Annotated in this window: 13 protein-coding genes; 2 read left to right on the forward strand and 11 right to left on the reverse strand. The window is 67.8% G+C overall.

The genetic code is table 11. From position 1 onward, the window contains the following. Nucleotides 1-23 precede the first annotated feature (23 nt). From OID54_RS31885 to OID54_RS31905, 5 genes are all read right to left on the reverse strand, one after another. Nucleotides 24-872, reverse strand: a complete 849-nt coding sequence (locus OID54_RS31885) for an ABC transporter permease (protein ID WP_329025206.1) — start codon at nucleotides 870-872, stop codon at nucleotides 24-26. Further along, nucleotides 869-1,828, reverse strand: coding sequence for an ABC transporter ATP-binding protein (locus OID54_RS31890; protein ID WP_329025208.1), 960 nt, complete (start codon nucleotides 1,826-1,828; stop codon nucleotides 869-871). Before OID54_RS31890 ends, OID54_RS31885 begins: the two co-directional genes overlap by 4 nt. 174 nt (nucleotides 1,829-2,002) lie before the next feature. Continuing rightward, nucleotides 2,003-2,860, reverse strand: a complete 858-nt coding sequence (locus OID54_RS31895; protein WP_329025210.1) for a DUF4097 family beta strand repeat-containing protein — start codon at nucleotides 2,858-2,860, stop codon at nucleotides 2,003-2,005. A gap of 42 nt (nucleotides 2,861-2,902) precedes the next feature. After that, complete coding sequence (locus OID54_RS31900) at nucleotides 2,903-3,406, reverse strand: hypothetical protein (RefSeq protein ID WP_443055807.1); 504 nt, start codon at nucleotides 3,404-3,406, stop codon at nucleotides 2,903-2,905. Between the two features lie 285 nt (nucleotides 3,407-3,691). Beyond that, nucleotides 3,692-4,360, reverse strand: coding sequence for an LmbU family transcriptional regulator (locus OID54_RS31905; protein WP_329025213.1), 669 nt, complete (start codon nucleotides 4,358-4,360; stop codon nucleotides 3,692-3,694). A gap of 1,566 nt (nucleotides 4,361-5,926) precedes the next feature. Between OID54_RS31905 and OID54_RS31910 the strand changes: the two genes are divergently transcribed. Further along, nucleotides 5,927-7,366: an MFS transporter gene (locus tag OID54_RS31910; RefSeq protein ID WP_329025215.1), complete on the forward strand. Its 1,440-nt coding sequence runs from the start codon at nucleotides 5,927-5,929 to the stop codon at nucleotides 7,364-7,366. Nucleotides 7,367-7,541: 175 nt separating this feature from the next. Here OID54_RS31910 and OID54_RS31915 read toward each other — a convergent pair whose 3' ends face one another. The 5 genes from OID54_RS31915 to OID54_RS31935 form a co-directional block, all read right to left on the reverse strand. Then, on the reverse strand, nucleotides 7,542-8,150 hold the full coding sequence (locus OID54_RS31915; RefSeq protein ID WP_329025217.1) for a hypothetical protein: 609 nt from the start codon (nucleotides 8,148-8,150) through the stop codon (nucleotides 7,542-7,544). Next, the gene (locus OID54_RS31920; RefSeq protein WP_329027914.1) at nucleotides 8,147-9,565 is read right to left on the reverse strand and encodes a HAMP domain-containing sensor histidine kinase; all 1,419 of its coding nucleotides are present in this window, start codon (nucleotides 9,563-9,565) and stop codon (nucleotides 8,147-8,149) included. The genes OID54_RS31915 and OID54_RS31920 overlap by 4 nt, the downstream gene beginning before the upstream one ends. A gap of 113 nt (nucleotides 9,566-9,678) precedes the next feature. Then, on the reverse strand, nucleotides 9,679-10,362 hold the full coding sequence (locus tag OID54_RS31925; protein WP_329025219.1) for a response regulator transcription factor: 684 nt from the start codon (nucleotides 10,360-10,362) through the stop codon (nucleotides 9,679-9,681). Between the two features lie 23 nt (nucleotides 10,363-10,385). After that, nucleotides 10,386-12,149: a murein biosynthesis integral membrane protein MurJ gene (gene murJ / locus OID54_RS31930; RefSeq protein WP_329025221.1), complete on the reverse strand. Its 1,764-nt coding sequence runs from the start codon at nucleotides 12,147-12,149 to the stop codon at nucleotides 10,386-10,388. Beyond that, a complete protein-coding gene (locus tag OID54_RS31935; protein WP_329025223.1) occupies nucleotides 12,146-13,339 on the reverse strand; it encodes a lipid II:glycine glycyltransferase FemX in 1,194 nt (397 codons plus the stop codon). Before OID54_RS31935 ends, murJ begins: the two co-directional genes overlap by 4 nt. 232 nt (nucleotides 13,340-13,571) lie before the next feature. Here OID54_RS31935 and OID54_RS31940 point away from each other — a divergent pair, with 232 nt between their 5' ends. After that, nucleotides 13,572-14,780, forward strand: a complete 1,209-nt coding sequence (locus tag OID54_RS31940; RefSeq protein ID WP_443055808.1) for an Ig-like domain-containing protein — start codon at nucleotides 13,572-13,574, stop codon at nucleotides 14,778-14,780. Nucleotides 14,781-14,846: 66 nt separating this feature from the next. Here the strand turns inward: OID54_RS31940 and OID54_RS31945 are convergent, their stop codons facing one another. Continuing rightward, entirely contained in the window at nucleotides 14,847-15,710 is an 864-nt protein-coding gene (locus OID54_RS31945) for an ABC transporter ATP-binding protein (RefSeq protein ID WP_329025228.1), read from the reverse strand. Nucleotides 15,711-15,715 lie beyond the last annotated feature (5 nt).

Consider the following 15,715-nt stretch of genomic DNA (forward strand, 5'->3'; position numbering starts at 1 on the left):
CAACAGGTCCGTACGAACCACTGTCAGCCCACGCGCTGGAGGGCCTTCTCCTTGCGCGCTGCCACGCTCGACCCGGATTCGCGGCGCGCCATGCGGCGCAGCAGGACGGGGGCGAGGAGCAGACCGACCACCGCCCAGCCGCCGAGTACGGCCACGGTTTCCAAATGCCGCCAGGAGTCGCCGATCTCGACGCTGGCCGCAGCGTCGGGCAGCAGGGCGGAGCGCATCCCGAGGCCGAGCCAGTAGACGGGGAACACCTGGGCGAGCCCCTGGACCCAGTCGGGCAGGGAGGTGATCGGGTAGAAGATGCCGGAGATGCCGATCATGGCGAGGATCGGCAGCATGAGGATCCCTTGGCTGCGCGCACTGGTGAAGATCGAGCCGAGCACCGCGCCGATCGGCAGGGTCGCCATCAGTCCGAGTACGAGCACCCAGGCGAGGGTCAGCCAGGCTCCGCTGCTGCCGACGGACAGGCCGTCGATGATGATCAGGCCGGGGATCAGGAAGATCGCGAGGTCGATGATCAGACAGCCGGAGACCGAGACGATCTTGCCGGTGAGATAGCCCACCATGCCGTTCGGCGTGGCCTTCGCCCGCAGCAGGGTGCCGTCCTCCCGGTCGGCCGTGAGGTGCTGGCTCATGGTGATGATGGCCATCGACGCGTTCATGCCGAGGATGCTGGGGAGCACCAGGGTGCCGAGCATGAACCCGCTGCTGCCGAAGTCGACGTCGCGCATGAAGAACATGACGACCAGCATCAGCACGGGCCAGAAGAAGTGATTGAAGATGTCTCCGGCGTTGGTGACGGACTGCCGGATCTCAATCACACCGCGGGTCCAGCCCGCGCGCAGGGCCGTCGTCGTCGGGTTCATCGGGCCGCTCCTTCGTTCACGGCCGCGGTCTCGCCCGCCGACTCCGCAGTCTCCTCCGACGTCGTTCCGTCACTCGTTTCGGCCTTCCGGACCATGGCGAGGTACGTGTCCTCAAGCGAGGCCCTGCGGACCTCCAGATCGGCGATCTCCTCGCCGTACTCCTTGAACAGCCCGAAGGTGAACCCCGTGGAGTCGACGGTCGACTGCTCGTACTGCCGCCCCTGCCGGGTCCAGCGGACTGTGTCCTCACCCGCGATGCGCCGGGAGAGCTCCTCCGCCGTGCCGTCGCCGATGATCCGACCGCCGTCGAGGATCATGATGCGGTCCGCGAGCTTCTCGGCTTCCGGCAGATCGTGAGTGGTGAGCAGGATCGTCGTCTCGTGTTCCCGGGCGAGGCGGCCGACGAGCTCGTGGAACTCATGGCGGGCAACCGGGTCGAGGCCCGCGGTGGGCTCGTCCAGGAAGAGGAGTTCGGGGCGCCCCGCGATGCCGACCGCCACGTCGAGCCTGCGGCGCTGGCCGCCGGAGAGCATCCTGACCTTCTTGTGGGCGTGCTCGGTGAGGCCGACGGATGCGACGAGCTCATCAGGGTCCCAGGGCCGCTTGATCGTCTCGGTGGAGTAGGCGGCGTAGTAGCTGCCGAGGTGCGCGAGCAGTTCGCGCACGTACCAGCGCCCGTGGTCGCGCCACGACTGGAGGACGACTCCGACCCGCGCCCGCCACCGCTCGTCGCCGTGCGCCGGGTCGGTGCCCAGCACCTCGACCCGGCCAGCCGACCGCATTCTGAAGCCCTCCAGGACCTCGATCGTGGTGGTCTTCCCGGCACCGTTGGGGCCGAGTAAGCACATCACTTCGCCCTGTCGCACCTGGAAGGTCACGTCGTGCAGGACGTCAGTGGTGCCATAGCGCATGCGCAGGCCCTCGACATCGAGCACGACCTCCTCGCTCGTGTGCATGGTTGTTCCTTTCCTCGTCAAAGAGCCGTCGTCCAAGAACCGCGTGGACCGCCCGCGCATCGGGAGAGCGACCTTGGGTTGCGGCGGCCCGGATACCGAACGGGGGATGGATCGGCTCCGGGCCGCCGCGCTGACGCCGGCCGGGTGGTCGTCCGTCCCGCCGACAGGTCTGGATTACTCGGACCGACGGATTGCCACGTCTCCGTCGAAGGTGCGTACCCTGACTTCGACGACGTCCACCGAGTCGCCGGGTCCTTCGGCCGAATCCAACTCGTTGTGCACAGTGCCGAAGACCGTGCTCACGTCGTACTTCACTGCGCTGCCCTCGCGGATGCCGACCTCGACATCACCCGAAGCGGCGGTCAGTAGCACCAGTCCGCGTCTGACCTCGCCGATCCGGATACACCCGGAGGCCGTCTTGGCCTCGACGCCGCCGTAGGCGCGGGTGATGTCGATGTCGCCGTTGGCCCCGGTCACCCGGAGCGTCCCGGTGACCTCTCCCACGGAGTTGGCACCGTGGTCGTTCTTGATCACCGCGCTGCCCTCGATCTCACCGATCCGGACCGTCCCGGACTTCTTGGTGATCTCACCGTGGCCCGTCATCCGGGCCACCGTGATGTCGCCGGAGATGGCGGTGAGGCGCAGCGGCCCCGTCTGATCGAGCAGGATGTCGCTCTCCACCGTCTCGAACTGGCACTCGCCGAGACGGCCCTCCGCGTACAGTCCCGCCCAGGCCGAGCCTCCCCGCACCTGGGACCCCTCGGGCAGTTCGACGCTCACCTCGACCGAACCGCCCTCCTCGGGAGACGCACTGGACCGCCGCAGCAGTCGCCAGTCCGTCTTGACCTGCAACTTCCCTCGGGAGAAATTGACCCGTACCTGTTTGGCGGCTGCGACGTCGGACACCTTGGAACTATCCGTCGGGCGTACCTCTACGACAGTGTCCACACGGTCACTCGCTCTAAGCCTGATGTCCCCGATGCCGATCTCGAACACTGCGGTGATCGGTTCGGGGGTATCGAAACTGGCCACTGCCGGTCCTTCCGTCATGCGCCCGCTTGCGTGTCATGGCTGCTATCGCGCCCAGCCGGTGTAGCGCCTGGTCCCAGGAGATCCCCGCCGTTCGGTGCGCCGGCTGCCGACCCGCAGTGCAGCTGTGACGGTCCGCACCAGCCAGGCGTTGACCGAGACTCCCTCCCGGCTTGCCACCTTTTCGACCTGGGCCTTGATGCCTTCGGACGGACGGAAGGTGATCCTGGCGGTCTCACCCCCCGCTTCCGCCGGTGCGCTCTCGTCTCCGTATCCGGCATCGTCGCCTTCGGGTGAGAGTTCGGGCGGTGGTGGAATCACCACGAATCGGAGGTCGAGGCCGCGCAGGCGCACCTGGACCGACCCCGGTACGAGGTCGGTGGTGATCTCTTCAGCCGCATCCGACAGCGCTTTGAGCAGCGTGAGCCGGACTGACGAGTCGAACGCCGCGGTGAGCTCTTCCCCGACTGCGAGTGCTTCCTCGCCACGTGCCTCCGCCGCGGCCAGGAAGTCACGGCGAAGGCTGTCGACATAGGGCGTCAAGTCCATGACGTCATAGTGGCACATCCATGGCGCCAGAACAATCGCCATGGCGGCACCTTCGTCGCCGTCACTGGGCTGAAGTGCCTTCCGGGCGGGCCAACCTTTACGAATTTAGGACCCATTGAGATGACGTCACTCTTGCTCTACCGTGGTCGTCGATGACGCCAAGAGGGCGCCACTCTGTCCGGTCGACAGGACAAAGTGACGCCACAGGGAAACCTGGCGCCGCACCCGCGCCGTTGCGTGAGAAGAGGGGCGGTCATGGAGAAAGGGTGCGGTGGTGCAGGTCTGTTACATCCAGTCGGCCACGTAGACGGTCGGCTGGGCCACGTCTCCAGGAGGCCGTACGGCTTCCGGAGGTTGATGGAGTTCAGGCGGGTCGCAGGAGGTCAGTCCCTCGCTCATCGCCGACGCGCCGTCGGCATCTTCCGTGTCGTCCAGTGCTTGCCTGGCCGCTCCGTCGAGGGTTTCGAGTACCCATTTCTCGAAGTCGACCCCCGACCGCTCAGCTGCCTCGCGCCACCACTGGAGGCGTTTCGCGGGGACCGCGAGACGCTGCACTTCCGATGATTTCTTGTCGTACCCTGAGGCGCCGTCATGAGCCTCGCGAATAGCATTTCGCAGCTGCTTTGTGTTCCATTGCATTTGCTCGGAACGGTCGAGCCACAATTCTTGCTCAGGGATCGAAAGAGATGCCACTTCCGCATGGTGCTGAAAGCTGAGCCCCGACCGTCGGCGGCCTAATTCGAAGCGACGGGAAACCCAGGCGTAGTTCCGCAGGGTCTGATAGCTGAGGCCGGCTTCACGAACTCCCCGTTTATAGCGGTCGGAGAAGTTCTCCTTTCCGTGAACCAGCCAGTCGCCAAGCCACCAGACCGATGAGTTGACGACGCCAGACAGCTGCTGACCTGCGCGTTCCCAGTCTTCGAACGAGAGGTCCACCGGAATCTCAAGTCCCACCCCCGTGGTGAGCACCTGAGTGCGAACGGGTCGTTCGCTTCCCTGTCTCTGTCGCCGAAGCGTCAGAGGGACTGGCCGACGTGGTCTTACGGCCCTTGCGTCCTGGACGTTTGTGGTGGCATCCATCCGAATCACCCCGTAGTGAGAGTCCTGGCTGCGCACAAGAGGGGGAGATGCCTGATTCAGCGGAAATAGCCGCCCGATTATCCGCCCAGCATCGCCCCTCGTACTAGATTAAGCCGAAGGTTACTATTGCATGCGTTAAAGATATGCACAATCTTTTGGCTTCGCAATGCCTCTTTCTGATTGCCCCAAGGGATCGTCTGAGCGACAGGATCCACTCATTCTTTTCCATCGCTGTTTAGGTCACGCGTGGGCTGTCGCGGTGCGATGCGGAGCAGATTGCCATGGTCTGATATGTCGATCTTGCGCCTCGGCGCGGTCCTCATCGCCTGCGTACGAGGAACTGGGCGCGGTGGTCGTTGAGTGTGCAACTGCTGGCATTCCGCGGGCGAAGCGGATCATGGGACCTTGACGGTGGGGCGCACCGGATTCGCAATTCCCCCAGGGCTCCGCCCGGTGCCGGGCCGGGGGAGGAGTCCCTGTCGAGATCGCTCTGAAACGCGTACCGGAGGGGCGATCGATCGATTGCTCACGATGAGAGTCGGTGATCGAGCGCTCTCCGGCCGGGCTCCTCGATGCTCCGCCGGACTGCGACCCAGCAGACCATCCGTGTTCACTGCCCACGGCCTTGACCAATGCTTGACGGCCCTGTGTCGTCTTCTCATCGAGTGGCGGAGTCGAGATTCAGCCATTGGCAGTCGTGGCGAAGAGGGTTTACGCCGCGGCTCAGATGCCGTCGGCGGCGTCGGCTCGGCGGACCCTGCTGCCGATCTGATCGAGCCATTGGGTTGCACGGGGAGTCCTTGATCGTCCGGAGTTCGACCAGGGTGACCCGGGCCCAGGAACCTCACCTGACATCAGGCGGTCCGGCTTCGGCAGGGATTCCTCGGGATGTCGTCGAACCGATCGGCCGCGTGATGGGTCCGGGAGGCATTCCGTCGGCCCGGGGCGGGTAACGGTCCTGGGTGCCGGAGTGTGCCCCTCACTCCGCTGCCGGTGGTCCGCACGACCCTTGGCCTGCTCGGCTCCGGCCCACCGGAGCCCCTGTACGTCATGGGATTGGACGGACTTGTCGTCGAAGCGGCCGGCGGTACCCGGCCCGGTGGTGGAACCGCCGGTGCGGCTCGACAGCCATGCCCCCGCGAGCGCGGTCATGGCAACCAGGGGCGGCGAACCGGTTGTATCCAGCCCCTGTCTTCCCCCGGTTCGGGCAGTACGTGCCTGCCCGCCCGGGTCTCGTCAGCAAAGCCGCGCCCATCAGGACGCGGCTGCTGTCGAACCTCCTCCTCGCACCGGGCTGAGATCGCCTGGGCGGGCAGGAGCACTTCCGTACGGTCCGCTGCCCGGGGTGACCCTGAAGTGCAGTCACTGCCCGGCGTGTCAGTGCACCAGGGGGGCCAAGCACAGTTCCGTGCAACCCTCGGTGCGCCAAGGAGTCATGTCATGAATGCATTAACCAGTGTTCAGCGCGAGGCCGAACGCATCCATGCGAGTGTGACGCTCAAAGACGTCAAACGATCGATCGTCATCTGTTTTCTGGCTTGGACGTTCGCCGTGTACGACTTCATCCTCTTCGCCAATCTGCTGCCCGTCATCAGCGACGAACTCGATTGGACGAGCGCACGGGCCACCGGCATCAACACCTGGGTCACGGCGGGCACCGCTGTCGTGGCACTCATGGTCGGCCCCTTCGTGGACCGGTTCGGACGGCGGGCCGGGATCGTGGGCTGTGTCGTCGGGGCGGCGATCGCCTCACTCCTCACCTGGTTCGGCGGCTATGCGGCCGGTGCCATCGGCACCGCGGGCATCGTCCTGCTGGTGCTGATCCGGGCCCTGGCCGGCGTCGGATACAGCGAACAGGCGGTCAACGCGACGTACCTCAACGAGATGTTCGCGCATGTGTACACGGACGAGAAGTCCATCAGACGCCGTGGCTTCCTGTTCTCCATCGTGCAGGGCGGCTGGCCCGTCGGCGCGGTGCTCGCCGCGCTCTCGATCTACATCCTGGAGCCGATCGGCGGTTGGGAACTGTGCTTCGTCGTGGCCGTGTTCCCCGCGATCTTCATGCTGTTCGCAGCGCGCCGTCTCAAGGAGAGCCCGGTCTTCGTCGCCCGCCAGCGGATCGCGGAGCTCGCGGCCGAGGGGCGGGCCGAGGAAGCCGCCGAACTGGCCAGGCTCACCGGGCAGGACCACAGCGAACACAAGGCAGGGCTCGGCGGTCTCTTCCGCGGACCGTCGCTGCGCGCGACGGTTTCCCTGTCGGCTGCCTTCCTGCTGAACTGGCTCGGCATCCTGGCCTTCGCCTTCCAGGGGACGCTGATCCTGGTCAACGGCAAGGAGGTCTCCTTCACCGGAGCATTGGAGGTGCTCATCGTCTCCAACGCGGCCGGGTTCCTCGGCTATCTCTTCCACGGTTGGCTCGGCGATCGCATCAACCGCCGGACGACGATCTTCGCGGGATGGCTCATCTCGGCCTGCTGTTTCACGATCATGGTGCTGGGACCGGCCGGCAACTTTCCGCTGCTGGTCGGCGCGTATGCGGTGGGCACCTTCTTCCTGATCGGTCCGTACGCCGCCGTGCTGTTCTTCACGGGCGAATCGTTTCCGGTGGAGACCCGTGCCACCGGCAGCTCGTTCATCAACTCACTCGGTCAGGTGGGGGCGATCATCGGCGGTGCCCTGTTCACGGCGACACTGTCCGCCGCTGGCTCGGGCTCGCAGGAGCAGGCCGATGCCTGGATACGCTCCGGTCTGATCTGGGGCTGCCTACCGATCCTGCTGTCCGCATTCGCCATTCTGTTCAGCCGCAATGTTCAGCCGATCAGCAGTACGGGTGAGCGCAGCGGGGTGAGCCCCATCGCGGACGTGCCGTCTCCGGGCTGACGCTCCCCGCTCCCCGATGGTCTGCCGCTGCCGTCCACCGACCGTACGGGACCGGCTTCCGCGGGGTGTTGCCGTGCCAGCTCCGTCCGGTGCATTCGCCGGACGGAGCCGTGCGGGAGGATGGGGCACCACCGCGATGTGGGACGCGGGAAGGTCCGGGAGCCACGTCGCTCGACTAGTTGGGCTGCGGGGCCTCGGTGTGCCACTTCCGATGCAGCTCGTCGGACATCATGCTCGGCCGAGGGGCCACCGTGGCTGCTGTGGTCTCCGCGTCGCAGGTGGTGAACTCCGTCGTTCCGTCCTTGCTGCCGAGGCGCACCTCTCCTGGACTGTCAGGGGCCACCAAGTAGGCGGTGGTGCAGACCACCTGACGGACCGCCGTGTCGTCAAGATCGGCCAGGGGAATGGGCAGGTGGACCGTGGTGCCACCGTCCTCGGCCGGTACGACGACGATCCTGCCGCCCGGGGGGAGATCCGGCAGCCCGTCCCTCAGCCCGGCGGCCCGTTCTTCTGGCTGCGGTCCCGCGAACAGCATGGCGAGGAACTTGGAGCTCGTCATGTATCGCGGGGTCTGTTCTCCCCAGGTGGTTCCGATCACGGGCACTGGGACCAGAGCACCGCCCGCTGACCGGAAGAAGAGGAACATCCGTTCCGGCTGGCCGGGTGACACCTCGATCGAAGCGGGGTCGCCGGCCTCGACCGGGTCGGTCGCGCTGATGCCGCAGCCCGTGAGCAGCGCGGTAAGCAGCAGCGCGGTGACCCCGATGCGCAGCGGCCCCCTCATGCGCCCGTCCTTCCGGTGCCCAGGGGGATCTCGACGGTGAAGACCGCGCCCTTTCCACCGAGGGCGTTCCCGGCGTGGACCGTACCGCCGTGGAGCCGGACGTTCTCCCGGGTGATCGCGAGTCCCAGCCCGCTGCCCGTCGAACGGGTGCGGGCCACATCCGCCTTGTAGAAGCGGTCGAAGATGTGTGGGAGGGCTTCGGGCCTGATGCCCGGGCCCGAGTCGATGACCTCGGTGATCAGCACGGGCGCACCATCCCGGCGGGTCGAGGAGCGTAGCCGTACGGTGACGGGTGCGTCGCCGTGCCGCAGGGCGTTGCCCACCAGATTGGCGATCACGACATCGAAGCGGCGGGGGTCGAGCCGCGCCCGGATGCCGTCCGGTAGATCGGTGTGCACCAGGTCGGTCCAGTGTCGGGTGGCCAGAGTCCTGCGGATGGTCTCGGCGGCGTCGATCTCGTCCGTGTTGAGCTCGGCGGCGCGGGCGTCGAACCGGGAGATCTCCATCAGGTCCTCCACGAGCACGGCCAGCTTTCCGGTCTCGGCGCTGATCAGCCTGACGGCCTGGGCGGTGTCGGGGTCGAGGCGGGCGGCGTCCTCGTCGAGCACCTCGGTGACGGCCAGCATCCCGGCCAGGGGAGTGCGCAGTTCGTGTGAGACATCGGCGGCGAAACGCCGGGCCCGAGCCTCGGCCTCTCGTAGCTCCGTGACCGAACGGTCCAGTTCACCGGCGGATGCGTTGAAGGTACGGGCGAGTCCGGCGAGTTCGTCGTTCCCACGGACCCTGATGCGGGTGTCCAGCTTGCCCTTGCCCATGTCGTGGGCTGCCCGTCGCAGTTCGCGCACCGGACGCAGCACGCTGCGGGCGGCGAGCAGCGCGGGGATCAGTGCGATCGCGAGTCCCGGTATCGCGCCGTTGCGGGCCGCTGTCACCAGGGCTTCGATCTGCGTCTGTTCATCGGACAGCCGCATGGTGGCGTAGAGGACGAGTCCGCTGGGCAGTGTGGCGCCCGTCTTGGACTTGAGCACGACGGGCATTCCGACGGCCAGATAGGGAATCCCGTCCTTGATGACCCGTTCGAAGCTGCCGTGCGGATAGCCGGTCACCTTGCGGCGCAGCGCGGGGGTGATGACGGTGGAGACGGGGTTGGTGCCCGAGGAGACGCGCATCGCGCCGTACTCGGCGAAGACGTACCACGGGCGGGGCTTGCCCTTGCTGGCGATGTTGCGCAGGGTCCGCTTCAGGCTGTCCCGTCGTACGGGCAGTTCGACGGGCGACTGTTGGATCTGGTCGCGGAAGGAAGAGACCGCGGTGTCCTGGGTCGCCTGGAGTACGGAACTGCGTGCCTCGCGATAGGTGAGACCCGCGGTCGTCACGGCGCTGACGGCTGCGACGAGCAGGAACGCGAGGACCATCCGGGTGCGCAGGCCGAACGGGGTGATGCGTCTGTCGTCATCGTCGACGGTGGGGTCCGTGGCCGATGTGCCGACGGTCTTCGGCTGCCGGTCGGCGCGCTTCCGCGGGCGCTTCACAGTGGCCCGAAGCGATAGCCGAAGCCGCGCAGGGTCTGGATGTAGCGGGGGTTTCCCGGTATGTCCTCGATCTTGTTGCGCAGCCGCCGGACACAGGCGTCGACCAATCTTGCGTCACCGTGGTAGCTGTGTTCCCAGACGTGTTCCAGCAGTTGTTGACGGCTGAAGACCTGCTCGGGGGTGGCGCTGAGGTGCAGCAGCAGACGCATCTCGGAGGGTGCGAGCGCCAGTCGTCGACCCGACTTGGTGATGGTGAGCCCTGCGCGGTCGATGGAGAGGTCGCCGTGGAACTCCACGGCAGGTCGCCCGGTTGCCGGCTCGTCGAACCGCCGCAGCACGGCCCGGATGCGGGCCTCGATCACCTGAGTGCGGGCCGGCTTGACGATGTAGTCGTCCGCGCCCGCCTCCAGGCCGATGACGACGTCGAAGTCGTCACCGCGGGCGGTGAGCATGATGATCGGCAGTTGGCTGCTCTCCCGCACCCGGCGGCAGACCTCCACACCGTTGACCCCTGGCAGCATCAGATCGAGGAGCAGGAGATCGGGCCGGAATTCGTCGAGGGCGGCGAGTCCGGCCTCCCCGGTGGCGGCGGTCCGGACGTCGTGCCCGCGTCGGCGCAGGCCGAGTTCGACTCCTTCGCGTACGGAGGGGTCGTCTTCGATGAGAAGCACGCGTGGCATGAGCGCAGTATTCCAAAGGGGTTTCAGTGCCTGGTGGGGCGTCTGCGAATGCGCTGGGTGAGGCCGGAGAGTGCGGCTTCGAGTTCGGTGAGCCGCAACGGGCGGGCCAGAGTTGCGAAGACCAGCCCGATGGCCACGGCGCCGACGAGGCCCGCGCCGACGGCGCCCAGGGACGCGGCCCGGGTCGCGGCCATATGTCCGAGGGGCGCGGCGATGGCTCCGGCGAGCAACAGCCGGGCCTGGGCGCCGACCGCGGCGGACCGCCACACTCCGCGGTTCTTCGCCCGCTGGGCGCCCCGGCCGGCCCGCTCGGACTCGGTTCCGGACAGCGGTGCTTCACCTTCGCGCGGAGCCGGCACCGCGCTCGTACTCGGGGAAGTGAGCCTGCGGCGCAGGACGATCGCCGTCACCACCCAGCCGATCGTCAGCGCCAAGGAGTACGCCCCGGCCATCCCCGTCACCGCCCACCGCACCGGCAGCAGTGTGTAGGCGGTCAGCGACAGGGTCGCGTTGAGCCCGGCGATCACCAGGTTGAGGAGGAAGGGGGTACGGGTGTCGGAGAGCGCGTAGAAGGCGCGGCAGAGCACGTACTGACCGGAGAAGGCGATCAGTCCGGGGGCGAAGGCCATCAGGATTCCCGCCATCATGACGATGCCGTCCTCGTCGGTCCTCCCATAGCCGAAGACGACCGTCATCAACGGCTGCGCCAGAGCAAACAGGGCGCAGGCGGCCGGCACGATGAGGGCCGCACTGGTCCGCAGGGCGTAGGACACATCGCGTCGCACACCTGCCAGGTCACCGTCCGCCGCGGCCCGGCTCATCCGGGGCAACAACGCGGTGACGAGGGAGACCGTGACGATCCCGTGCGGCACGGCCCACAGCAGATAGGCATTGCTGTACGCGCTGAAGCCCGCGCCGCCGTCGATGCCTTCAGCCGCCGCCCGTTCGCCCGCCGCCGTCGCCAACCGGGTGACGACCCAGTACGCGACCTGGTTGGACAGGACGAGCAGCACCAGCCAGCCGGCCGCACGCAAGGGCCTGGCCAGGCCCTGGCCGCGCCAGTCGAAGCGGGGCCGCCAACGAAAACGCGCCGCACGCAGGACGGGGGCGAGGGCGAGGGCCTGGAGGGCGATGCCCGCGGTCGTGCCCCAGCCGAGGAGTGCGATCTCCGCATCGGTCAGCGCGGCGCCGTCGGCGGTCGCCAGATAGAGGCCGAACACGGCGATCACCACGACATTGTTCAGGACGGGCGTCCACATCATCGCGCCGAACCGGCCACGGGCGTTCAGCACCTGCCCCAGGAGCGTAAACAGGCCGAGGAAGAAGATCTGCGGGAGGCAGTAGCGCGCGAAGGCGACCGTCATCTCCGCCTGCCGTCCGCTGTAGCCGGTGTACGCATCGACGATCGCGGGTGCCGCCCACACCGCACCCGCGGTGATCACCAGCAGCACGGCGAAGCAGATGGTGAGCAACCGGTCGGTGTACGCGGCTCCGCCGTCCTCGTGCTCCTTGGCGACCCGGACCAGTTCCGGTACGAAGACGGCGTTCAGGGCGCCGCCGACGAGCAGCATGTAGAGGATCGCGGGTACCGCGTTGGCCACGGCGTAGCCGTCGGCGGCGAGCCCGATGCCGAGCGCAGCCGCGACCACCGATGACCGCACGAATCCGGTGGCGCGGGACACCATCGATCCGGCCGCCATGATCGCGCCGCTGCGGGCGACGGACCGCTCGGGCTTCCCGCTGTCCGCCGTCCCGGTCGACGCAGCTGCCACGGGTGGCGCGCTCATCGGCGCGCCAGATAGGCGTGGAAAGCGCGGTACAGCGCGTGATTGGCGGTGCCACCCAACGGTTTCTCCCATTCCCCCAGGGTTTCCACGACCTGACCTCCGGTGCCCAGCTTCCAACGCAGCAGCCCGTACGAACGATCGGCGGGATCGAGTGTGGAGGGTACCCCGCGCATGTCGTACACCTCCGCGCCCAGGGCATGCGCATCCAGCAGCATCCGCCACTGGAGGGCGTTGGAGGGACGGACCTCCCGACGGTGATCGGCCGATGCGCCGGTCTGGTACCAGACCCGCCGTCCCACCGTCACCATGGTGTGCGCGGCGAGCACCTCACCGTCGTGGCGGGCCAGATACAGCTTCATCCGGCCCGGTTCCTCCGCGTTGAGAGCCGCGTACTGACGCTCGTAGTACGCCAGCGCCCGGCCGAGTCGAAAGCCGTCCCGCTTCTCGGTGATGCAGAGCAATCGGTAGAACTCGGGCAGGTCGGCCGCACTGCCCACCACCACCTCCACACCGGACTTCTGGGCACGGCGCACATTGCGTCGCCATTCCTGGTTGAGCCCGGACCACAGGTCCTCCCGGCTGCGGTCGGTCAGCGGTATCCGAAAGACATGACGGGGCTGTGCGTCACCGTCGCCGCCCGAACCCTCACCGCAACGCCGCCAACCGCGGGCGCGCAACCGCTCCGCGACCGCCGTCCCCAACGGGTCGACAGCGCAGTCGAGGACGTCCGTGAGGTGCCCGCCCGGGCCGCTGCGTTCCTTGAGCGGACGGGCGTCCCAACGGCGGTGCGCGGGGGCAGGCCCGATGCGCACGGCGAAGGCCCCCGCGTCCCGCAAATGCCGCAACAGCGGGTCGAGCCAGGCGTCGATGTCCGGCTCAGCCCAGTCCACCACCGGGCCCTCGGGCAGATAGGCGAAGTGCCGACGGGTGCCGGGGAACTGTCGCAGCAACACCAGGGCGACTCCGGTGAGTGCGCCCGCCGATGGAGCCGGACCCCAGCCGAGCAGCAGGGGCCGCCAGCCGTCCTTGACCTGGGCCCACGAGGGGCACTGAAGGAATCCGGCGCCCAGGGCGGCGCCGGGACGGGAGGCGAGGAACGCGCGGTACACATCGGCGCCGACGGGTTCGAGCCGTACTTTCGGCTGGTGGCGCTGGTCGTCCCGGCCGGGTGTCACAAGGAGCGCTGCCACAGTGTGAGCCTTTCTTCCACCCCGACCCCGGCCTGTCGCGGGGACGCCATGGATGCTCACACCGCTCCATGACCGTCCCGAGCGGCGCATGTGACGGGACGATGACCGTTTCCCACCGAGGGCCGTCATAGGGCAACCGGGGCGCTCGTCCGCACGGTTACCTCATGGGGTCGCCGATGCGGCCGACCACCAGCCAGCCGACCGACTCCCACGGAGGTCTCCGTTGCACCCGATATCCGCGCGCCCCGTACGCCGCACCACCGCGCGCCCGACGTTCGCCGCCCTGCTCGCCCCACTCGTACTGACGGCTTGCTCGTCCGGTGCCACCGGCGCGACGAGCGATGACCGGGTCGGTGGGGCCACCCGCGGCGGTGGTGTGCCCGCAACCGTGTCGGTGACCCCGAACGGGAAGGCCGTGAAAGCCGGCGAACCCGTGCGGGTCACAGCGCGCGGCGGCAGCCTCACCTCGGTTCAGGTCACCGACGGCAAGGGTCGGCCCCTCGCCGGCAGATTGACCGAGCGCAACACCGTGTGGACCTCGGACCGCAGAGCCGTGCCCGGGATGACGTACCAGGTCACGGCCGCGACGAAGACGAAGGACGGCACACCGGGAAGCGGGAAGTCGACCTTCTCCACTGCCGCGGCCGACAAGGTCAACCTGGTCGAATGGCACCCCGGTGAGAACACCACCATCGGTGTCGCTCACCCGATCTCCCTGCGCTTCGACCACCCCGTCAAGAACAAGGCGGAGGTGGAGCGGCAACTCAAGGTCGCCACCTCGAACAAAACCGAAGGCTCGTGGGGTTGGGTGAAGGACTGGTCGGGCCGTGATCGGGTGGACTGGCGGCCCAGGGAGTACTGGCGGCCCGGCACCAAGGTCACGCTCAGGGCCGAGTTGAACGGCATCCACTCCGGAGCGGCGGGCGGTTGGTTCGTACGTGACTACGCGACCACGTTCACCATCGGTGCGCGCCAGATCGTCAAGGTCGACCTCGACAACCACCGGCTCACCCTGGAGCGGGACGGCAAGCAGATCCACGACATCCCCGTGTCCGGAGGCACCCCCGGCGGTGACAAGCGCTCCTGGCGGGGCACGACGGTGCTCATGTCCAAGGAGGGCACCATCAATATGAACTCCGAGACCGTGGGCCTCGGCAATGCCTACAACAAGATGGTCGACTACTCGATGCGCCTGACCTGGTCCGGCATGTACGCACACGCCGCGCCCTGGAACTCCGCCCACCTCGGCCGTGCCAACAGGAGTTCGGGCTGTGTGGGCATGAGCACCGCCGATGCCGCCGCCTTCTACCGGAGCGTCCGGGTGGGCGATCCGTTCGAGATCACCGGCAAGGACACCAAGGGTGTACCCGAGCAGGGCAACGGCTTCAGCAATTGGAACCTGTCCTTCGAACAGTGGCAGCAGCGCAGCGCGCTGCGCTGAGGCCGGGCGGCGAACGCCGGGCGCGCGGGTTGGCGGGTGGTGCCGGGTCGTGCAAGGGGTGATGGATCAGACGCGCCCGCTGGAGACCTCGACCGGGTGACTTGGCGCCGCCCCCGCACTGCCCAGGGGAATGACGAGAGGGCTGCCGGCGACGGGGTCCTCGATGATGGTGCAGGGCAGTTCGAAGACCTCCTCGACCAGTTCCCTGGTGATGATCTGCGCGGGAGGTCCCTCGGCGACGACGGCTCCGTCCTTCATCGCGATTATGTGCGTTCCGTAGCGAGCGGCCTGGTTGAGATCGTGCAGCACCGCCACCAGGGTGCGGCCCTCCCGGTTGAGGCGCGTGAACAGTTCCAGCAACTCGATCTGGTGCGCGATGTCGAGGAAGGTCGTCGGTTCGTCGAGCAGCAGCAGGGGGGTCTCCTGCGCGAGGACCATCGCCACCCATACGCGCTGGCGCTGACCGCCGGACAGTTCATCCACGGGGCGGCCCGAGAGCGCGGACACATCGGTCGCCTCCATCGCCCGCAGCAGGGCCGCCTCGTCCGCCACCGACCACTGTTTGATCAGCTTCTGATGGGGGTGCCGACCGCGGGCGATGAGGTCGGCGACGGTGATCCCGTCCGGGGCGAGGGAGGTCTGCGGAAGCAGGCCGAGCACCCGGGCCACCTCCTTGGCGCGGTAGGAGGTGATGGCCTTGCCGTCCAGGACGACCTGGCCGCTGGACGGCTTGAGGAGCTTGGACAGGCCCCGCAGCAGTGTGGACTTCCCACAGGCGTTCGGCCCGACGATGACCGTGAACGAGCCATCGGGAATCCGGACGGACAGGTCGCGCGAGATGGTGCGTCGGTCGTAGCCGATGGTGATGTCCTCGGCTCGCAGCCGGGCCGGTGCCGTGTCCGTCGCGTCGTGGTCTTGCGTCTGCTTCATTTTCC

The organism is Streptomyces sp. NBC_00690 (assembly GCF_036226685.1).
In the GTDB taxonomy this organism is placed as follows: domain Bacteria; phylum Actinomycetota; class Actinomycetes; order Streptomycetales; family Streptomycetaceae; genus Streptomyces.